Origin of the sequence: Chelatococcus composti (assembly GCF_014201415.1) — a bacterium.
GTDB classification, from domain to species: domain Bacteria; phylum Pseudomonadota; class Alphaproteobacteria; order Rhizobiales; family Beijerinckiaceae; genus Chelatococcus_A; species Chelatococcus_A composti.
Genome location: NZ_JACHEH010000001.1, coordinates 580,370 through 599,534, shown reverse-complemented (window position 1 = coordinate 599,534; position 19,165 = coordinate 580,370). Strand labels below are relative to the sequence as shown.

The window sequence follows — 19,165 nt, the reverse complement described above, 5'->3', positions numbered from 1 at the left end:
TCGATCGCCAATCGCTTCGCTCCGAGATCGACCAATGCCCATCGATATCCTGATGCCCGCGCTTTCCCCGACGATGGAAAGCGGCAAACTGTCCAAATGGCTCAAGAAGGAAGGTGACACCGTCAAGGCCGGCGATGTCATCGCCGAGATCGAGACAGACAAGGCCACCATGGAGGTGGAGGCCGTGGACGAGGGCGTCCTCGCCAAGATCCTCATCAGCGAGGGCACCGAGGACGTGGCCGTGAACACGCCCATCGCCATCATCGCCGGCGAGGGCGAGGACGTCGGCAGCATCGCCAGCGGCGCGGCCGCTCCGGCGGCGCCGGCCAAGGCGCCTGCCGAGGCGGCTCCTCAGGCCTCCGCAAAGCAGAGCGAGGCGCCTGTTTCCGCCGTCGCGGCGCCGCCAGTGGTCAGCGTCCAGCCCGACCCGGAGGTGCCCCCCGGCACCGAGATGGTGAAGATGACCGTCCGCGAGGCGCTCCGCGACGCCATGGCCGAGGAGATGCGCCGCGACAAGGACGTGTTCGTCATGGGCGAGGAGGTCGCCGAATACCAGGGTGCCTACAAGGTCACCCAGGGCCTGCTGCAGGAGTTCGGCCCTGAGCGCGTCATCGACACGCCCATCACCGAGCACGGCTTCGCGGGCCTCGGTGTCGGCGCGGCCTTCACGGGCCTCAAGCCCATCGTCGAGTTCATGACCTTCAACTTCGCCATGCAGGCGATTGACCAGATCATCAACTCGGCGGCGAAGACGCTCTACATGTCGGGCGGCCAGCTCGGCTGCTCCATCGTCTTCCGCGGGCCCAATGGCGCCGCCGCACGCGTTGCCGCCCAGCACAGCCAGGACTATTCGGCCTGGTACAGCCACATTCCCGGCCTCAAGGTCGTGGCTCCCTACACGGCGGCTGATGCCAAGGGCCTGCTCAAGGCCGCCATCCGTGACCCCAACCCGGTCATCTTCCTCGAGAACGAGATCCTCTACGGCCACACGTTCGAGGTGCCGAAGCTTGATGACTATGTCCTGCCCATCGGCAAGGCGCGCATCGCCCGCGCCGGCTCGCACGTCACCATCGTCGCCTGGTCCATCGGCATGACCTATGCCCTGAAGGCGGCCGAGGAGCTGGCCAAAGAGGGGATCGAGGCCGAGGTCATCGACCTGCGCACCCTGCGCCCCATGGACACCGACACGATCGTGGAGTCGGTGAAGAAGACGGGCCGCTGCGTCACGGTGGAAGAGGGCTGGCAGCAATCCGGCGTCGGTGCCGAGATCGCCGCGCGGGTGATGGAGCGCGCCTTCGACTATCTCGATGCGCCGGTGCTGCGCGTCTCGGGCAAGGACGTGCCGATGCCCTACGCCGCCAATCTCGAGAAGCTTGCCTTGCCGTCGGTGGCCGAGGTGGTCGCTGCGGTCAAGGCCGTCACCTACGCCTGACGCGGGGAGGGGCCCATGCCGATCAACATCCTGATGCCCGCCCTGTCGCCGACCATGGAGAAGGGCAATCTCGCCAAATGGCTCAAGAAGGAGGGGGATGCGGTCAAGGCCGGCGACATCCTCGCCGAAATCGAGACGGACAAGGCCACCATGGAGGTGGAGGCCGTCGACGAGGGCGTGCTGGCGAAGATCGTGGTGCCCGAGGGCACCAGCGACGTGCCGGTGAACGACGTCATCGCCATCCTGGCGGCCGAGGGCGAGGATCCGAAGGCGATCACCGCTCCCAGCGCGGCCCCCGCCAAGGCCGACGCCTCCAAGGCCGAGGCGCCGAAGGCCGAAGCGCCCAAGGGTGAGCCTGCGAAGGGTGAGCCTGCCAAGGCGGAGGCGCCGGCACCGGTCGCCAAGGGCGGCCCCGCGCCGGTCAGCGGCGGCAACCGCATCTTCGCCTCGCCGCTCGCGCGGCGCCTCGCGAAGGAGGCCGGGATCGACCTTGCCGCCATCGCCGGCTCGGGCCCGCACGGGCGCATCGTCGAGCGAGACGTGAAGGCCGCGCTCGCCGGCGGCACGAAACCCGCTGCTGCCGGCGCCCAGCCCGTGCCCAAGGCGGCGCCCGCGCCTGTCGCGACCGGCATGAGCGACGAGCAGATCAAGAAGCTGTTCGAGCCCGGCTCCTACGAGGAGGTGCCGCACGATTCCATGCGCAAGACGATTGCGCGGCGCCTCACGGAATCGAAGCAGACCATCCCACACTTCTACCTGTCGGTGGACTGCGAGCTCGACACGCTGCTGGCGCTGCGCGAGCAGATCAACGCCGCCGCGCCGAAAGGCGAGGATGGCAAGCCCGCCTACAAGCTGTCGGTCAACGACTTCGTCATCAAGGCGCTGGCCATGGCGCTGATGCGCGTGCCGGACGCCAACGTGTCGTGGACCGAGAGCGCCATGCTGCGGCACAAGCATGCGGATGTCGGCGTGGCCGTCGCCATTCCCGGCGGCCTCATCACGCCGATCGTGCGCAAGGCCGAGACGAAGTCGCTGTCCGCCATTTCAAACGAGATGAAGGACCTTGCGGCCCGTGCCCGTGCCCGCAAGCTCAAGCCCGAGGAATACCAGGGCGGCTCCACCGCCGTATCCAACCTCGGCATGTACGGCATCAAGGAGTTCTCGGCCGTCATCAACCCGCCGCATGCGACCATCCTCGCAGTCGGTGCAGGCGAGAAGCGCGTCATCGTCAAGAACGATGCGCCCGCAGTGGCAACGGTCATGACGGTGACGCTGTCGACGGACCACCGCGCCGTTGACGGCGCCCTCGGTGCCGAGCTGATTGCCGCCTTCAAGCAGCTCATCGAGAACCCGATGGGCCTGTTGGTCTGAAGCCGGGAGCATCGCCAATCCCTCCCCCTCGCGGGGAGGGAAGGAGAGGACCTGACATGTCCAGCTACGACGTTATCATCATCGGCGCCGGTCCCGGCGGCTACGTTACCGCCATCCGCGCCGCCCAACTCGGCTTCAAGACGGCGGTGGTCGAGCGCGAGCACCTTGGCGGCATTTGTCTCAACTGGGGCTGCATCCCCACCAAGGCGCTGCTGCGCTCGGCGGAGATCTACCACTACGCCACCCATGCCAAGGACTACGGCCTCGTGCTCGAGGGCACGATGAAGGTGGACACTGCGGCGGTGGTGAAGCGCTCGCGCGGCGTCTCCAGCCAGCTCAACACGGGTGTCGGCTTCCTGCTCAAGAAGAACAAGGTGGACGTCATCTGGGGCGAAGCCACGATCACCAAGCCGGGCGAGATCGTCGTCAAGGCGCCGACGAAGTCGGCGCAGGGCGCGCCCATCGAGGCGCCCAAGGGTGCGCAGCCGCCGGGCACGTACCAGGCCAAGCACATCATTGTCGCCACCGGCGCCCGGCCGCGCGTGCTTCCGGGCCTCGAGCCGGACAAGAAGCTGGTGTGGACCTATTTCGAGGCCATGGTGCCCGAGAAGATGCCGAAGTCGCTGCTCGTCGTCGGCTCCGGGGCCATCGGCATCGAGTTCGCCTCCTTCTACCGCACCATGGGTGCCGAGGTGACGGTGGTGGAGGTGATGCCGCAGATCCTGCCCGTGGAGGATGCGGAGATCGCCGCCTTCGCGCGCAAGCGTTTCGAGAAACAGGGTATCAAGATCCTCACCGGCGCGAAGGTGACAAAGCTCGACAAGGCGGCGGACAGCGTCACCGCCCATATCGAGGATGAGAAGGGCGCCCGGCAGACGATCACCGTCGAGCGCGTCATCTCCGCCGTCGGCGTCGTGGGCAACATCGAGAACCTGGGCCTCGAGAAGCTGGGCGTGAAGACCGAGCGCGGCTGCATCGTCACCGACGGGCTCGGCCGCACCAACGTGCCGGGCATCTACGCCATCGGCGACGTCGCCGGCCCGCCCATGCTCGCCCACAAGGCGGAGCACGAGGGCGTCATCTGCGTCGAGACCATCAAGGGCCTGCCGACGCACCCCATGGACAAGACGATGATCCCGGGCTGCACCTACTGTCACCCGCAGGTCGCGTCCGTCGGCCTCACGGAGGCCAAGGCCAAGGAGGCCGGCTACGACATCCGCGTGGGCCGCTTCCCCTTCGTCGGCAACGGCAAGGCCATCGCGCTCGGCGAGCCGGAGGGCCTCGTCAAGACGATCTTCGACAGGAAGACGGGGCGGCTGCTTGGCGCCCACATGGTGGGCGCGGAGGTGACGGAGCTCATCCAGGGCTTCGTCATCGCCATGAACCTCGAGACGACGGAGGAAGAGCTCATCCACGCCGTCTTCCCGCACCCGACCCTGTCGGAGATGATGCACGAGTCCGTGCTCGATGCCTACGGGCGCGTCATCCACGTGTAGGGTTGGCGCAACGCACGGTTGTCCGTGCGCGCGGAACCTGAACTGCCGCCTTGCCGTTGTCGGGAAGTCGCGCGATGCTTTCGCGCCTTTCTCTCAACGGTAAGGGGGCACTCATGCAGGGCGTTGGTATCCTCGGAGCGATCATCGTCGGGATCCTGGCGGGCTGGATCGCCGAGAAGGTGATGAACCGCAGCCACGGGCTCATCACCAACCTCATCGTCGGGCTCATCGGTGCCTTCATCGGGCCGTTTGTGCTCGGCATTCTTGGCCTGATGCCGGTGGGCGGCGGCTTCTGGGTCAGCCTGGTGGTATCGTCCATCGGCGCCATCGTGTTCCTCTTCCTGCTCGGCCTCGTCCGGGGGCGCTAGGGCCAGCGGGCGCGACGACGCATCGGCGCCGGTAATGGCTGCCATGCGGCGTCCTGACAGCCTTGCCTACTTGCGATACGGCCTGCAAATACATAACCAAGAGAGGTCGTCCGCGAGGGGCGACCTCGCGGAGATGTCTGATGGCCGTCGTTCTCGACCTGCTCAATCGCGACCCACGCCCGCGCCACCCCGAGAAGGCTCACCGGCCCGACCAGCCGGTGATGCGCAAGCCGGAATGGATCCGCGTCAAGGCGCCTGGGTCTCCCAAGTGGGCCGAGACCAACCGCATCGTACGCGAGAACAAGCTCGTCACCGTCTGCGAGGAGGCGGGCTGCCCCAACATCGGCGAGTGCTGGGAGAAGAAGCACGCCACCTTCATGATCATGGGGGATACGTGCACCCGCGCCTGCGCGTTCTGCAACGTCAAGACGGGCCTGCCCCAGCCGCTCGATCCCGGCGAGCCGGAGAGCGTGGCCAAGGCCGTCGAGAAACTGGGCCTCAGCCACGTCGTCATCACCTCGGTCGATCGTGACGACCTGCCCGACGGCGGCGCGCAGCATTTTGCCGATGTCATCGCCGCCATCCGCGCCCGCTCGCCGAAGACGACCATCGAGGTGCTGACGCCGGATTTCCTGCGCAAGGACGGTGCGCTCGAGATCGTGGTGAAGGCGCGGCCGGACGTGTTCAACCACAACCTCGAGACGGTGCCGTCGAAGTACCTCAAGGTCCGGCCCGGCGCGCGCTACTTCCACTCGGTGCGCCTGCTGCAGCGGGTGAAGGAGCTCGACCCGACCATCTTCACCAAGTCCGGCATCATGGTCGGCCTTGGCGAGGAGCGGAACGAGGTGCTGCAGCTCATGGACGACCTCAGGGCCGCCGATGTCGATTTCCTCACCATCGGGCAGTACCTGCAGCCGACCAGGAAGCACCACCCCATCGTGCGCTTCGTCACGCCCGAGGAGTTCAAGGCCTACGAGACAACGGCCTATGCCAAGGGCTTCCTCATGGTGTCGTCCAGCCCGCTGACGCGTTCCTCGCATCATGCAGGGGAGGATTTCGAGCGGCTGAAGGCGGCACGCGCGGCCAAGCTGGGCGCCTGACGGGGCAACATGCCGTCGTTTCGTAACAAGCGTCGCGTGCCGTATACTCCGGCACAGATGTTCGACCTCGTGGCGGATGTGGAGCAGTATCCCGCCTTCCTGCCCCTGTGCGAGGCGCTGCGCGTGCGTCGGCGCGCGGCGAGCGGCGAGGGGGTGGAGACGCTGATTGCCGACATGACGGTGGGCTACAAGGCCATCCGCGAGACCTTCACGAGCCGCGTCACCCTCGACAGGCCGCGCCTGCGCATCCTTGTCGAGTATGTGGACGGCCCCTTCCGCCACCTCGAGAACCGTTGGGCTTTCCACCAGCTCGACGACGTCGGCTGCGAGGTGGACTTCTTCATTTCCTACGAGTTCAAGAGCATGGCCCTCGGCCTCGTGATGGGCGCTGTCTTCGAGCGCGCTTTTCACAAGTTCGCCGAGGCGTTCGAGGAGCGCGCCCGCACGGTCTACGGCCGGGGCGGGGGCATGGCTGCCCGGGTTTGAACGCTCAGGCCCTTGCGCAGGCTTCCTGCAGCATCGAGAGAGCCGTCGCTACCGAGAGGCGGCGCACCTCCGCCCGCCCGACGTCGCCGAAGCGTTCCTCCCGATGGAACACGTCGCCGCCGCGCGCCGCGACGGCGAAATGCACGAGGCCGACCGGCTTGGCGGCGCTGCCGCCGCCGGGCCCGGCAATGCCGGTGATGGCAACCGCCAGGTCGGCGCGCGAATGGGCGAGGGCGCCGCGCGCCATGGCGCGCGCCACCGGCTCGCTGACAGCGCCGTGGGACGCGATGAGGCCGGCATCGACGCCGATCGCCTCGCTCTTGGCCTCGTTGGAATAGGTGACGAAGCCACGATCGACGACTTCGGACGATCCGGCGATGGCCGTAAGCGCCCCGGCGACGAGGCCGCCGGTGCAGGATTCGGCCGTCGCGATCTTCAGGGCGCGCGCGCGGCAGGCCGCGAGCAGGGCCTCCGCCTGGGCGAGAATGGCATCGTCGATCATGACTGACCCTCCATGAACGCCGGCAGGCGCACCGTGGCGCTCGCCTGCGCGGCGATGCCCTCGCGTCGGCCGGTGAAGCCGAGCCCTTCCGATGTCGTCGCCTTCACGGAGACCTGCCCGGTGCCGATGCCGAGGATCTGCGCGATCCGCTGGCGGATGGCCTCGCGGTGTGGCCCGATGCGGGGCCGCTCGCAGACGACGATGACGTCGACATTGTCGATGATGCCGCCGCGCCGGCGCACGCGTTCACCGGCGTCACGCAGAAAGATGTCGGACGAGGCGCCCTTCCACCGCGGATCGGAGGGCGGGAAATGGGAGCCGATGTCACCGTCGGCGATGGCGCCGAGCAGCGCATCCGTGAGCGCATGCAGCACCACGTCGCCGTCCGAATGGGCGACGATGCCCCGCTCGTGTGCGATGGCAACGCCCCCGATCATCACATGATCGCCCTCGCCGAATGTGTGGACGTCGTAGCCGATGCCGAAGCGCACGATCATCTCGTGCCGCGCTGCGAGGCGCCGCTCGGCCTCGACGAAATCCTCGCCGGTGGTCAGTTTCACGTTGTGCGCGTCTCCGGGAAAGATGTGGACGGAGCCGCCTGCCCATTCGGCGATGGCCCCGTCGTCGGTGAAGCCGTCGACGCCCTGCGCGGCCGCCGCGCGGTGGGCGGAGAGAAGCGCTTGAAAGGTGAAGGCCTGCGGCGTCTGCACCGTGCGCAGCCTCGCCCTGTCCGGGGTCTCGGCCACGAGACCATCGGCCCCGACGATCTTGACGGTGTCGGTGACTGTGAGGCCCGGAACGGCCGCTCCGTGCAGCTCGGCAGCGGCGATCGCCCGGTCGATGAGCTGCGGCGACAGAAAGGGGCGGGCGGCGTCGTGCACCAGCACGATGTCCGGCGCCCGCTCCATGCGCGCAGCGAGCGCCTCCAGCCCCGCATGGACGGACGCCTGCCGCGTCGCGCCGCCGAATCCCGGCGCCAGCAGCTTGCCGTCGTGGTCCAGCCCGCGGACGGATTCCTCGTAGAGGGACATGTCGTCGGGATGGATGACGCACAGTACTCTGGCGATGGCGGGATGGCGCAGCGTCGCCTCGAGGCTGTGCGCAACGAGCGGCCGCCCCGCCAGTGGCCGGTACTGCTTGGGCAATGCGTGCGGACGGGCGCGCGTGCCGCGACCGGCGGCGACAATGATGGCTGCAACGAGCGGCATCTAGACCTCTTCGTCATCGCCGGCCCCGCGTTTTGGGCACGACGCATCACGGCAGTTCTGATAAGGCGGCGGGAGGACGAGCGCAAATGCACCGGGCTGCGGCTAACTCTCCTATTGTGCAACGCAGAATTTTGCGCAATTTTGATGCAAAGCTATGCATGACCATTAAATAGGCAAATGACGCTCACGATCGGTCCGGTCGCAATCGACGGACGCGCCTTCCTCGCCCCCATGTCGGGCGTCACCGATGTCGGACTGCGCCGGCTGGCGCGCCGCTTCGGCGCCTCGCTGGTCGTGTCCGAGATGGTCGCCTCGCAGGAGCTGGCGCGGGGCGACGAGGAGGCGCGCATGCGGGCGGAGGGCGAGGGGGTCTCGCCGCATGTCGTGCAGCTGGCCGGCTGCGATCCCTACTGGATGGCCGAGGCTGCGCGCGTCGCGCAGGAAGCGGGGGCCGACATCATCGACATCAACATGGGCTGTCCGGCGAAGAAGGTGACGGGCGGCTGGGCCGGCTCGGCGCTGATGCGCGACTTGGACCACGCCCTGCGGCTCATCGAGGCCGTCGTCGGGGCTGTGCGTGTGCCGGTGACGCTGAAGATGCGCCTCGGCTGGGATGATGCGAACCGCAATGCGCCCGAACTCGCCTGCCGCGCCGAGACGGCCGGTGTGCAGCTCGTCACGGTTCATGGACGCACACGCCAGCAGTTCTACAAGGGCAGCGCGGACTGGGCCGCGGTGGCCGCCGTGCGTGCCGCCACCTCGCTGCCGCTCGTCGTCAACGGCAACATCTGCGACACGGCGAGCGCGCGCGAGGCGCTGCGGCTGTCGGGCGCCGACGCCGTGATGGTGGGGCGCGCCGCGGTGGGCCGCCCCTGGCTCGTCGGCGAGATCGCCCGCGACCTGGCGGGCGATGCGGCCAGGTCCGGCTGCGTGCTCGACGCCGAGGCCAAGGGCGCCGCGGCCGTGGAGCACTATGAGACGCTTCTCTCACTCTATGGCCGCGACATGGGGCTGCGGCACGCACGCAAGCATCTTGCCGCCTACGCCGACCACGCCATCGAGCTCGGCAGTGCGCGCGCCCGCGTCGAGCGGGCGCGGATCGTCACGTCCGAGACCCCGCAGCAGGTCATCGCCGCATTGCGCGCGATGTTCGCCGACGTGCCGCTCGAGGACGCCGCATGAACGGACGCGAAGAGTTGTCGACCATGATGACCAGAGGCCCGGAACCGGACGGCGATGCCATCGTCAACGTCCTGCCGTTGCCCATCCTCACGGTCGATGCGGAAGGGCTCATCATCCAGGCCAACATTGCTGCCGAAAGCTTCTTCGAGACGGGGCTCACCCTCCTGCGGCGGCAGCGCCTGGTCGATCTCCTGCCCTTTGGCTCGCCCGTGATCGCACTGGTGGAGGAGGTGCGCCAGCGCGGCGCCAGCGTCAGCGAGTATCGGGTTGACATCGGCTCGCCGCGCCTCGGCGGCTCGCGCATCGTCGACGTTTTTGCCACGCCGCTGTCTGAATCCAGCGACCGCGTGGTCCTGATGCTGCAAGAACGGACAATTGCCGAAAAAATGGACAGGCAGCTGACGCATCGTGGTGCTGCCCGCTCCATCACCGCACTCGGCGCCATGCTGGCGCACGAGATCAAGAACCCGCTGTCCGGCATCCGCGGGGCGGCGCAGTTGCTCGAGGCGACTGCCAGCGAGAACGACCGCCTGCTCACGCGCCTCATCTGCGACGAGAGCGACCGTATCGTGAAGCTCGTCGAGCGCATGGAGCTGTTCGGCGACGAGCGGCCCATAGAGCGCGGCCCGGTCAACATCCATGACGTGCTCGACCACGTGAAGCGGCTGGCCACCTCGGGCTTTGCCCGTCACATCCGCTTCGTCGAGGAATACGACCCGTCGCTGCCGCCCGTGTTCGGCAACCGCGACCAGCTCATCCAGGTGCTGCTCAACCTCGTGAAGAACGCGGCCGAGGCCATCGGACCCGACGCAGTCGACGGGGAGATCACTCTGGCCACGGCCTTCCGGCCCGGCGTGCGCATGCAGATTCGCGGCTCGGAAGAGCGGCTCAGCCTGCCGCTCGAGATCCGCGTGCGGGACAATGGCCCGGGCGTGCCGCCTGACCTGTTGCCGAACCTTTTCGACCCGTTCGTGACCACGAAGGCGCAGGGAACTGGCCTCGGTCTTGCTTTGGTTGCCAAGATCATCGGCGATCACGGCGGCATCGTCGAGTGCGAATCCGCGCCGCGGCGCACGACCTTCCGGCTGCTGATGCCGATGCTTCTCGCCCACGACGGGCGGGCAACAAGGACATGATGGGATAACGAGATGCAGCGCGGCAGCGTTCTTGTAGCAGACGACGATGCAGCAATCCGTACGGTCCTCAATCAGGCGCTGTCGCGCGCCGGCTATGACGTGCGCTCCACGGGCCAGGCGTCGACGCTGTGGCGCTGGGTGTCGCAGGGCGAGGGCGACATTGTCATCACCGACGTGGTGATGCCGGACGAGAACGCGTTCGACCTCCTGCCGCGCATCAAGAAGATCCGGCCGGAACTGCCCATCATCGTCATGAGCGCGCAGAACACGTTCATGACCGCGATCCGCGCCTCCGAGCGCGGGGCCTACGAGTACCTGCCCAAGCCCTTCGACCTCAAGGAACTCGTCGCCATCGTCGGCCGCGCCCTGTCGCGGCCGCGCGGCACGGCCGTCTCGGCACAGGGCATGGAGGGCGAGGACATCCCGCTCGTCGGCCGATCCCCGGCCATGCAGGAGATCTACCGCGCGCTGGCGCGCCTCATGCCGACCGACCTGACCGTGATGATCACCGGCGAGTCGGGCACCGGCAAGGAGCTGGTGGCGCGCGCCCTGCACGACTACGGCAAGCGCCGCAATGGTCCCTTTGTCGCGGTCAATATGGCAGCCATCCCGCGCGACCTCATCGAGTCGGAGCTTTTCGGCCACGAGAAGGGTGCCTTCACTGGCGCAACCGGCCGCAACGCGGGACGCTTCGAGCAGGCGGAGGGCGGAACCCTCTTCCTCGACGAGATCGGCGATATGCCGATGGAGGCCCAGACGCGCCTTCTGCGGGTGCTGCAGCAGGGCGAATACACGACGGTCGGGGGGCGGGTGCCGATCAAGACCAACGTGCGCATCATCGCCGCCACCAACAAGGACCTGAGGGTCTCCATCAACCAGGGTCTGTTCCGCGAGGACCTTTACTTCCGCCTCAACGTCGTGCCGCTGCGCCTGCCGCCGCTGCGCGAGCGCACGGAAGACATCCCGGATCTCGTGCGCCACTTCTTCAGCATGATCGAGAAGGAGGGGCTGCCGCGGAAGCACATCGACGCGGAGGCGCTTGACAAGCTCAAGCGCTACCGCTGGCCCGGCAACGTGCGCGAGCTGGAGAACCTTGTGCGCCGTCTGGCGGCGCTCTACCCGCAGGACACGATCACTGCCCCGATCATCGAGGCGGAGCTCGAACCGGTCGGCGTGCTCGGGAGCGAGGAGGCGCCGGCAAAGGCTGCGCCTGCGACCCTCGCCGAGGCCGTCGAGCAACACCTTGCGAACTACTTCGCCGAGTTTCCCGACCGCCTGCCGCCGCCCGGCCTCTATCATCGCGTCCTGCGGCAGATCGAGCCGCCTCTTATCGGCGCCGCGCTCGCCGCCACGCGCGGCAACCAGATCAAGGCAGCGGAGCTGCTCGGTCTCAATCGCAACACATTGCGGAAGAAAATTCGCGATCTCGACATGCAGGTGATCCGGACGACCCGCTGAGTGTCCCGCGCTCTGTCATATTTTGACAACACTGTTGTTTTGATGCATCACTGTCGGCAGTCGAGTCGCTTGCCGAGCCATCCGGCTCGAAGATTCGAGGCCGCGTGACGTCATCATCGAACCAGGGCACCCGCAGCACGGTGCGCGACGAGAAGGGCTCGGCGCGCGTGTCCGGGCTGGTCGGCACCATTGCAGTGATCCTGGCGCTGGCGAGCGCGCTCATCACATTTCTCGTGCTCGCCGGGCTCACGCCCATACTGCCCACGCACGAAGTCGTCGTCTGGGCGCTCTTCATCAACGTCGTCCTCGTCGTCGCGCTGGTCGTCATTGTCCTGTGGGACACGTGGAGCCTGTTCCGCGCCAGGCGCCAGGGCGCCGCCGCGGCCGGCCTGCACGTGCGCATCGTCTCTCTGTTCAGCCTCGTCGCGGCCTTTCCCGCCGTACTCGTGGCGGTCGTCGCAACGGTGACGCTGGAGCGTGGGCTCGACCCCTGGTTCACCGGCTCCATCAAGGCGCTGATGACGAACACGCTCGACATCGCGAAGGCCTATCGCGACAGCCAGTGCCGCTCGCTGGTGCGCGAGACCTACCTGATGGCGGACGACCTTAACCGTGCCAAGCCGATGTTCGACGTCGATCGGCGTCTCTACCGGGATTTCATGACGTCGCGGGCGCTCTATCTCGGCTTCCCGGTGGCCATGCTGCTGAAACAGGACGGGGAGGTCGTCGAGCGCGTCGAGGCCAAGCAGCTCGACAACCTGTCCCTGCCGAGCCAGGAGGTGCTGGCTGGGGCGAGCCCGACTGACGCTGACTGCCTCGTCACGAGCAACAGCAATGTTTTCCGCGCCGTCATCAAGCTCCCGGCCTATGACGATGCGGTGCTCTTCGTGGCACGCGCCGTCGATCCGCGCGCCATCTCCTTCCTTGGCGAGGCGGAGGCCGGTGTCGCCTACTACCAGGCACTCGAGGCGAAGAAGGCCGGCATCCAGATCGCCTTCGCCTCCATGTTCGCGCTGGTGGCGCTCATCGTCCTCCTGTCGGCCGTGTGGCTCGGCCTGAGCTTTGCCAACCGCCTCGTCGCCCCCATCCGCCGCCTCATCCACGCCACCGACCAGGTGGCGAGCGGCAACTTCTACGTCCAGGTGCCCATCCGCCGCTCCGAGGGGGACCTCGCCCATCTGGGCGCCACCTTCAACAAGATGACGAGCGAGCTGCGCCAGCAGCACGACCGGCTGACCGAGGCGAGTGAAGTGCTCGACAAGCGCCGGCGCTTCACGGAGGCGGTGCTTGCCGGCGTGTCCGCGGGCGTGGTGGGCACAGATGCGCGCGGCCGTATCACCATCGTCAACCCCTCGACCGAGCAGCTGCTGCATCAGTCGGCCACGAGTCTTGTCGGCCGGCCGGTCGCCGAGGTGGTGCCGGAGCTGGCGGAGCTGGTGGAGGAAGCCCTCAATAGCCGTCACCGGCAGTTCGTGCAGGGGCAGATTTCCATCAATCGCGAGGGGCGGGACCGCACACTCACGGTACGCGTCACCAGCGAGCAGGCGGTTGGCCAGGACAAGGGCTTCGTCGTCACGCTCGACGACATCACCGATCTCGTCGCGGCCCAGCGTACCTCCGCCTGGGCAGACGTGGCCCGCCGCATCGCGCACGAGATCAAGAATCCGCTGACGCCGATCCAGCTCTCGGCCGAGCGCATCCGGCGCAAGTACGGCAAGGTCATCGTCAGCGACCGGGCGGTCTTCGACCAGTGCATCGAGACCATCGTGCGGCAGGTCGATGACATCAAGCGCATGGTCGACGAGTTCTCGTCCTTCGCGCGCATGCCCAAGCCGACACTGGCCAGGGACGATGTGGTGGAGACGGTGCGCCAGGTCATCTTCCTGATGCGTGTCGGCAACCCGGAGATTACCTTCACGGAGCACTACGAGCCGGCGTCGATCACGACGCGCTTCGACCGGCGCCTCATCTCCCAGGCGGTGACGAACATCGTCAAGAACGCCACAGAGGCGGTCCTCGCTGTGCCGGAGGAGGAGCGCGGGCCCGGACGCATTGCCGTGAGCGTGACGCTCGAGGACGGCGCGCGGATCGTCATCGATGTCTCCGACAACGGCAAGGGCTTCCCGCGCGAGGGGCGGCAGCGGCTGCTCGAGCCTTACATGACGACGCGGGAGGGAGGCACCGGGCTCGGCCTCGCCATCGTCGGCAAGATTCTCGAAGACCACGGCGGCGGCATCGAGCTTCTCGACGCCGAACCGGACGAGCGCGGCCGCTCTGGCGCACGCGTCAGGCTGTGGTTTCCCATGACAGATGCGGACGAAGCCGCTGCCGAAGAGGGTGGGGGCCAGAAGGCCGCAGCATTGCATACGAGGCAGGACGGATGAGCGCAGACATCCTGGTCGTCGACGACGAGGCGGATATCCGCGAGCTCGTCGCCGGAATTCTGGAGGACGAGGGCCACCGCACGCGCACGGCCGGCAGTTCGGACGAGGCGCTGGCCAGCATCGAGCAGCGCCGGCCGCACCTCGTCTTCCTCGACATCTGGCTGCAGGGCAGCCGGCTCGATGGTCTGCAGGTTCTCGACAACATCAAGGAGAACCATCCGGAACTGCCGGTGATCATGATTTCCGGCCACGGCAACATCGAGACGGCCGTCTCCGCCATCAAGCGCGGTGCCTACGATTTTATCGAGAAGCCCTTCAAGGCCGACAGGCTGGTGCTCGTCGCCGAGCGCGCGCTGGAGGCGTCGCGCCTCAAGCGCGAAATCAAGGAGCTGCGCACGCGTTCGGTCCAGGCCAGCCGCATCGTGGGCCGCTCGGCCGCCATCAACCAGCTGCGGCAGGTGATCGAGCGCACGGCTCCGACCAATGCGCGTGTGCTCATCACGGGCGCGCCGGGCACAGGCAAGGAGCTGGCGGCGCGCACGCTGCACAGCCTCTCCAACCGCGCCAACGGCCCCTTCGTCGTCATCAATGCGGCAACGATCACGCCGGAGAACATGGAGAGCGAACTCTTCGGCGTAGAAGCCAGCGAGGGGCGGCCCCGGCGCACGGGTGCCCTGGAGGAGGCGCACGGCGGCACGCTCTATATCGACGAGATCGCCGACATGCCGCGCGAGACGCAGAACCGCATCCTGCGCGTGCTCGTCGATCAGAACTTCCAGCGTGTCGGCGGGTCGACGCGTGTCCACGTCGACGTGCGCATTATCTCCTCCACGAGCCACGATCTCACCGAGGCGATTGCCGCCGGCCGTTTCCGTGAAGACCTATTCCACCGCCTCAGCGTCGTGCCGATCCGCGTACCCTCGCTCGCCGAGCGACGGGAGGATGTGCCGGAGCTGGTCGAGTTCTTCATGGAGCAGATCTCGTCTGCCACGGGCCTGCCCAAGCGCGTCATCGCCGATGATGCGATGGCGGTGCTGCAGACGCACGACTGGCCCGGCAACGTGCGGCAGCTGCGCAACAACGTCGAGCGGCTGATGATCCTCGCCGGGGGAGACCCAGACGTCTCCATCACGGCCGACATGCTGCCGGCCGAGATCGGATCGCTCGTGCCCACCACGCCGAGCGGCGTCGGCGGCGAGAAGCTGATGAGCCTGCCACTGCGTGACGCACGCGAGATCTTCGAGCGCGAATATCTCATCGCGCAGATCAACCGCTTCTCGGGCAACATCTCGCGCACGGCCGAATTCATCGGCATGGAGCGCTCGGCCCTGCATCGCAAACTCAAGTCGCTGGGAATCGGATCGTGAGCAGAATTGCCTATGTGAATGGCCGCTACGTGCCGCATCGTGACGCCACCGTGCATGTCGAGGATCGCGGATACCAGTTCGCGGATGGCGTCTACGAAGTGTGCGAGGTCCACGCCGGCAAGCTGGTGGACGAGAAGCGGCATCTCGACCGTCTCGACCGTTCGCTGCGGGAGCTGCGCATCGACTGGCCGTTGTCGCGCGAGGCGCTGCGTGTGGTGCTGCGCGAGGTGGTGCAGCGCAACCGCGTGCGCGACGGGCTCGTCTACTTCCAGGTCACGCGCGGCGTCGCGAAGCGCGACCACGCTTTCCCCAAGGTGCCGGTGCGGCCGAGCCTCGTGGTGACGGCCCGCTCGTCTGATCCGCAGGCCAACGATGCCGCCGCCGAAAAGGGTGTTGCCGTCGTGACCTGTCCGGACAACCGCTGGTCCCGTGTGGACATCAAGACGGTCGGCCTGCTGGCGAACGTACTCGCCCGCCAGGCTGCGGTCGAGGCGGGCGCGCGGGAAGCCTGGTTCGTCGACAGGGACGGCTACGTGACGGAGGGGGCCTCGTCGAATGCCTGGATCGTCACCGGCGACAAGGTCATCACGCGCCCGGCGGACGACAACGCCATCCTGCGCGGCGTCACGCGCACCACGATCATCGACATGCTGGCGGATCACGGCCTGACGCTGGAAGAGCGGGCCTTCACGGTGGAGGAGGCACAGAAGGCGCGTGAGGCGTTCATGACGGCCGCGACCGCCATCGTCATGCCCATCGTGCGCATCGACGGCGTGGAGGTGGGCGACGGCAAGCCCGGGCCGGTGGCGCTCGGCCTGAGGCGTGCGCTGCATTCCACGGCGGAATTGGCCTGAAACGGCAATAAACGGACTTAATGCGCTCAAGACCACTTGCGCGCAAAGTCCTATGCCTTTGTAATGATACCAACCGGTCTTGGTATGCCTTGGGCCTGGGGGCGATTCTCTCCAGCGGGCAAGAACAACAAAAGCGCGCCGCGGACCGGCGGCGGCACGGCTGACGAGGCTCAACAATGGCGGGCGAACGCACGCAGAACCTGCAAGACACCTTTCTCAACAACGTCCGCAAGAACAAGGTTCCGCTGACGATCTTCCTCGTCAATGGCGTGAAGCTGCAGGGCGTTGTCACATGGTTCGACAACTTCTGCGTCCTTCTGCGCCGGGATGGCCACTCGCAGCTTGTCTACAAGCATGCGATCTCGACAATCATGCCGGGTCATCCGATTCAGCTGTTCGAGCAGGGCGAAGAGGGCGGCGAAAAGGCCTGACTTGACCGAACCCAGACCCAGAAAGCGAAAGGGTGCGCTCGCGGCGCACCTTGCCGAACCCGAGAAGACCGTCGCGTCGGGGACCGCCACCTTCGTCGTCGGTCCCTATCCTGCGCGCAAGGCGCGCTCGCGAGAGACAGGCAGCACAAACCTGCGTGATCCCGAGGCGCGTCTCGACGAGGCAGCGGGCCTTGCACGCGCCATCGACCTCGATGTCGTCGGGGCCTTCATCGTGACCGTCGACGACGTGCGCCCCGCGACATACCTCGGCAAGGGCAAGGTCGAGGAGCTGGCCGGGACGATAAAGGCCTCGAACATCGGCCTCGTCGTCATGGACTGTGCGTTGTCGCCTGTGCAGCAGCGCAACCTGGAGCGGGCCTGGGGGTGCAAGGTCATCGACCGCACCGGCCTCATTCTCGAGATCTTCGGCCGCCGCGCCCGCACGCGCGAGGGCGCCCTCCAGGTGGAGCTGGCGCATCTCGCCTACCAGAAGAGCCGCCTCGTGCGCTCGTGGACGCACCTGGAGCGCCAGCGCGGCGGCTTCGGCTTCCTCGGCGGCCCCGGCGAGACGCAGATCGAGGCCGACCGGCGCATCATCCAGGACCGCATGACGCGCATCGAGCGCGAGCTCGAGCAGGTCAAGCGCACGCGCTCGCTGCATCGTGCCGGCCGCCGGCGCGTGCCCTATCCGGTCGTCGCGCTGGTGGGCTACACCAACGCCGGCAAGTCGACGCTGTTCAACCGGCTCACCACAGCCTCCGTGATGGCCGAGGACATGCTGTTCGCCACCCTGGACCCGACGGCGCGCGCCATCACGCTGCCGCACGGCGAGAAGGCCATCCTGTCCGACACCGTGGGCTTCATCTCCGACCTGCCGACAATGCTCGTCGCCGCCTTCCGCGCGACGCTGGAGGATGTCGTCGAGGCCGACGTGCTCCTGCACGTGCGCGACGTGTCACACGAGGACACGGACGCCCAGGCCGCCGATGTGGAGAACATTCTGCGCGAGCTCGGCATCGACGAGGCACGCCAGCGCAACCTCATCGAGGTCTGGAACAAGGCGGACCTGCTCGACGAGGCAACGCGCGAGCGCCTCGCCGCGCTCGCCGCGCGCAAGAGCGGCAGCCGCCAGCCGGTGCTCGTGTCGGCCCAGACCGGGTACGGCATCGACACACTGCTGGCCGAAATCGAGGCACGCATCGCCGCCGGCCGGCCAATCTATCGGGTCGAACTTGCGCCGACCGAGGGGGCGACGCTCAACTGGCTCTATGAAGAGGCGGAGATCCTGAAGCGCGAGGAGGGCGAGGACGGCCACATCGCGCTGACCGTCCGTCTCTCGCCGGAGAAGGAATCGCGCCTGACAAGGCGCTGCCCCGGCGCAAGGCGCGCCGCCGCGGCCTGAATTTCAGGCGCCCGCGCGCTCCCGCCGCTTGGCCTCCTGCCAGATGTCCTCCATGTCCGCCAGGGTGAGTTCGGACAACGAGGCGCCCCTGTCTTCAACCGTTCGCTCGATGAAGCGGAAGCGGCGCTCGAACTTAGCATTGGTGCCGCGCAGCGCCGCCTCGGGATCGATGTCGAGGTGACGCGCAAGATTGGCGACGGCAAAGAGCAGGTCGCCGATCTCATCCTTCTGGGCATTGCGGTCGGCCGTATCGAGCGTATCCTCCACCTCGCGCAGCTCCTCGCGGATCTTGTCGAGGACAGCGCGCCGGTCCGTCCAGTCGAAGCCGACCGTCGCCGCCTTGCGCTGCAGCTTCTCGGCGCGCGTCAGCGCGGGCAGAACCTTCGGCACATCTGCGAGCAGGCCATGGTCGTGGGCGCTGTCGTCCGTCTTGCCCGCGGCGACGCGCTCACGGCGGCGCTCGTCCTTCTCCTGCTGCTTGATGTCGTGCCACAGCGCCTTCACCGCCTCCGGCGAAAGGTTGCGCGCGTTTCCGAAGACATGCGGATGGCGGCGGATGAGCTTGGCCGTGATGGCCTGCACCACGTCGCCGAAGGTGAACAGGCCCTCTTCCTCCGCCATGCGTGCGTGGAAGACCACCTGCAGCAGGAGGTCGCCCAGCTCGTCGCGCAGGTCGAGGAAATCCCGACGTTCGATGGCATCGGCGACCTCGTAGGCTTCCTCGATCGTGTAGGGGGCGATGGTCTCGAACGACTGTTCGAGATCCCAGGGGCAGCCGGTGCCGGGTGTACGCAGCGCCGCCATGATGGCGAGAAGCGCCTCGATGTCGCGGGATGGTTTCATGTCGGCTTCCGGGCGAGTCATTGCGGAGGATGGCCCCTGCATAGCAGAAATCCGGGCCGGCGCGGCATTTCCCTGCGAGCGGCCGGACGCACTCGCATTTCCGGCAGGCCGCCGCAACGGCAGCGGATTTGCTGGGCAGGGCCCC

General features: G+C 67.4%; 17 protein-coding genes. 14 read left to right on the top strand and 3 right to left on the bottom strand.

Annotated features, from left to right (window positions below; genetic code table 11):
- The first annotated feature begins 34 nt into the window (after positions 1 to 34).
- From HNQ73_RS02905 to HNQ73_RS02880, 6 genes are all read left to right on the top strand, one after another.
- Positions 35 to 1,432, top strand: a complete 1,398-nt coding sequence (locus tag HNQ73_RS02905; protein ID WP_183332022.1) for a pyruvate dehydrogenase complex E1 component subunit beta — start codon at positions 35 to 37, stop codon at positions 1,430 to 1,432.
- Between the two features lie 15 nt (positions 1,433 to 1,447).
- Positions 1,448 to 2,803 carry a pyruvate dehydrogenase complex dihydrolipoamide acetyltransferase gene (locus HNQ73_RS02900; protein ID WP_183332020.1) on the top strand — a complete coding sequence of 452 codons (1,356 nt, stop codon included), beginning with the start codon at positions 1,448 to 1,450 and terminating at the stop codon, positions 2,801 to 2,803.
- Positions 2,804 to 2,859: 56 nt separating this feature from the next.
- Positions 2,860 to 4,299, top strand: a complete 1,440-nt coding sequence (gene lpdA / locus HNQ73_RS02895; RefSeq protein ID WP_183332018.1) for a dihydrolipoyl dehydrogenase — start codon at positions 2,860 to 2,862, stop codon at positions 4,297 to 4,299.
- A gap of 113 nt (positions 4,300 to 4,412) precedes the next feature.
- Complete coding sequence (locus HNQ73_RS02890) at positions 4,413 to 4,667, top strand: GlsB/YeaQ/YmgE family stress response membrane protein (RefSeq protein ID WP_183332016.1); 255 nt, start codon at positions 4,413 to 4,415, stop codon at positions 4,665 to 4,667.
- A gap of 140 nt (positions 4,668 to 4,807) precedes the next feature.
- Positions 4,808 to 5,767, top strand: coding sequence for a lipoyl synthase (gene lipA / locus HNQ73_RS02885; RefSeq protein WP_183332014.1), 960 nt, complete (start codon positions 4,808 to 4,810; stop codon positions 5,765 to 5,767).
- Positions 5,768 to 5,776: 9 nt separating this feature from the next.
- On the top strand, positions 5,777 to 6,253 hold the full coding sequence (locus HNQ73_RS02880; RefSeq protein ID WP_183332012.1) for a type II toxin-antitoxin system RatA family toxin: 477 nt from the start codon (positions 5,777 to 5,779) through the stop codon (positions 6,251 to 6,253).
- 4 nt (positions 6,254 to 6,257) lie between these two features.
- On the opposite strand, the gene HNQ73_RS02875 is transcribed toward HNQ73_RS02880, so the two are convergent.
- Positions 6,258 to 6,755 carry a CinA family protein gene (locus tag HNQ73_RS02875; RefSeq protein WP_183332010.1) on the bottom strand — a complete coding sequence of 166 codons (498 nt, stop codon included), beginning with the start codon at positions 6,753 to 6,755 and terminating at the stop codon, positions 6,258 to 6,260.
- A complete protein-coding gene (locus HNQ73_RS02870; RefSeq protein ID WP_183332008.1) occupies positions 6,752 to 7,963 on the bottom strand; it encodes a bifunctional 2-C-methyl-D-erythritol 4-phosphate cytidylyltransferase/2-C-methyl-D-erythritol 2,4-cyclodiphosphate synthase in 1,212 nt (403 codons plus the stop codon). Before HNQ73_RS02870 ends, HNQ73_RS02875 begins: the two co-directional genes overlap by 4 nt.
- 177 nt (positions 7,964 to 8,140) lie before the next feature.
- Here HNQ73_RS02870 and dusB point away from each other — a divergent pair, with 177 nt between their 5' ends.
- From dusB to hflX, 8 genes are all read left to right on the top strand, one after another.
- Positions 8,141 to 9,145, top strand: coding sequence for a tRNA dihydrouridine synthase DusB (gene dusB, locus HNQ73_RS02865; protein ID WP_183332006.1), 1,005 nt, complete (start codon positions 8,141 to 8,143; stop codon positions 9,143 to 9,145).
- Positions 9,146 to 9,168: 23 nt separating this feature from the next.
- The gene (locus tag HNQ73_RS02860) at positions 9,169 to 10,281 is read left to right on the top strand and encodes a two-component system sensor histidine kinase NtrB (RefSeq protein ID WP_373284839.1); all 1,113 of its coding nucleotides are present in this window, start codon (positions 9,169 to 9,171) and stop codon (positions 10,279 to 10,281) included.
- Positions 10,282 to 10,293: 12 nt separating this feature from the next.
- On the top strand, positions 10,294 to 11,739 hold the full coding sequence (gene ntrC / locus HNQ73_RS02855) for a nitrogen regulation protein NR(I) (RefSeq protein WP_183332002.1): 1,446 nt from the start codon (positions 10,294 to 10,296) through the stop codon (positions 11,737 to 11,739).
- Between the two features lie 104 nt (positions 11,740 to 11,843).
- Positions 11,844 to 14,123 (top strand): sensor histidine kinase, encoded by a 2,280-nt coding sequence (locus HNQ73_RS02850; protein ID WP_244649778.1) that lies wholly within the window; start codon positions 11,844 to 11,846, stop codon positions 14,121 to 14,123.
- Positions 14,120 to 15,490, top strand: coding sequence for a nitrogen assimilation response regulator NtrX (gene ntrX, locus HNQ73_RS02845; protein WP_183332000.1), 1,371 nt, complete (start codon positions 14,120 to 14,122; stop codon positions 15,488 to 15,490). Before HNQ73_RS02850 ends, ntrX begins: the two co-directional genes overlap by 4 nt.
- Positions 15,487 to 16,344, top strand: a complete 858-nt coding sequence (locus tag HNQ73_RS02840) for a D-amino-acid transaminase (protein WP_183331998.1) — start codon at positions 15,487 to 15,489, stop codon at positions 16,342 to 16,344. Before ntrX ends, HNQ73_RS02840 begins: the two co-directional genes overlap by 4 nt.
- Before the next feature lie 176 nt (positions 16,345 to 16,520).
- On the top strand, positions 16,521 to 16,775 hold the full coding sequence (gene hfq, locus HNQ73_RS02835) for an RNA chaperone Hfq (RefSeq protein ID WP_055458280.1): 255 nt from the start codon (positions 16,521 to 16,523) through the stop codon (positions 16,773 to 16,775).
- A gap of 1 nt (position 16,776) precedes the next feature.
- The gene (gene hflX / locus HNQ73_RS02830) at positions 16,777 to 18,177 is read left to right on the top strand and encodes a GTPase HflX (RefSeq protein ID WP_183331996.1); all 1,401 of its coding nucleotides are present in this window, start codon (positions 16,777 to 16,779) and stop codon (positions 18,175 to 18,177) included.
- Between the two features lie 3 nt (positions 18,178 to 18,180).
- Here hflX and mazG read toward each other — a convergent pair whose 3' ends face one another.
- A complete protein-coding gene (mazG, locus tag HNQ73_RS02825) occupies positions 18,181 to 19,020 on the bottom strand; it encodes a nucleoside triphosphate pyrophosphohydrolase (RefSeq protein ID WP_183331994.1) in 840 nt (279 codons plus the stop codon).
- Positions 19,021 to 19,165 lie beyond the last annotated feature (145 nt).

What these genes read in the sequence shown, in the direction of transcription:
- lpdA (WP_183332018.1), top strand. Translation starts at nt 2,860, where the DNA reads ATGTCCAGCTACGACGTTATCATCATCGGCGCCGGTCCCGGCGGCTAC.
- HNQ73_RS02900 (WP_183332020.1), top strand. Translation starts at nt 1,448, where the DNA reads ATGCCGATCAACATCCTGATGCCCGCCCTGTCGCCGACCATGGAGAAG.
- mazG (WP_183331994.1), bottom strand. Translation starts at nt 19,020, where the DNA reads ATGAAACCATCCCGCGACATCGAGGCGCTTCTCGCCATCATGGCGGCG.
- HNQ73_RS02860 (WP_373284839.1), top strand. Translation starts at nt 9,169, where the DNA reads ATGATGACCAGAGGCCCGGAACCGGACGGCGATGCCATCGTCAACGTC.
- ntrC (WP_183332002.1), top strand. Translation starts at nt 10,294, where the DNA reads ATGCAGCGCGGCAGCGTTCTTGTAGCAGACGACGATGCAGCAATCCGT.
- HNQ73_RS02880 (WP_183332012.1), top strand. Translation starts at nt 5,777, where the DNA reads ATGCCGTCGTTTCGTAACAAGCGTCGCGTGCCGTATACTCCGGCACAG.
- hfq (WP_055458280.1), top strand. Translation starts at nt 16,521, where the DNA reads ATGGCGGGCGAACGCACGCAGAACCTGCAAGACACCTTTCTCAACAAC.
- HNQ73_RS02890 (WP_183332016.1), top strand. Translation starts at nt 4,413, where the DNA reads ATGCAGGGCGTTGGTATCCTCGGAGCGATCATCGTCGGGATCCTGGCG.
- HNQ73_RS02905 (WP_183332022.1), top strand. Translation starts at nt 35, where the DNA reads ATGCCCATCGATATCCTGATGCCCGCGCTTTCCCCGACGATGGAAAGC.
- HNQ73_RS02875 (WP_183332010.1), bottom strand. Translation starts at nt 6,755, where the DNA reads ATGATCGACGATGCCATTCTCGCCCAGGCGGAGGCCCTGCTCGCGGCC.
- HNQ73_RS02870 (WP_183332008.1), bottom strand. Translation starts at nt 7,963, where the DNA reads ATGCCGCTCGTTGCAGCCATCATTGTCGCCGCCGGTCGCGGCACGCGC.
- ntrX (WP_183332000.1), top strand. Translation starts at nt 14,120, where the DNA reads ATGAGCGCAGACATCCTGGTCGTCGACGACGAGGCGGATATCCGCGAG.
- lipA (WP_183332014.1), top strand. Translation starts at nt 4,808, where the DNA reads ATGGCCGTCGTTCTCGACCTGCTCAATCGCGACCCACGCCCGCGCCAC.
- dusB (WP_183332006.1), top strand. Translation starts at nt 8,141, where the DNA reads ATGACGCTCACGATCGGTCCGGTCGCAATCGACGGACGCGCCTTCCTC.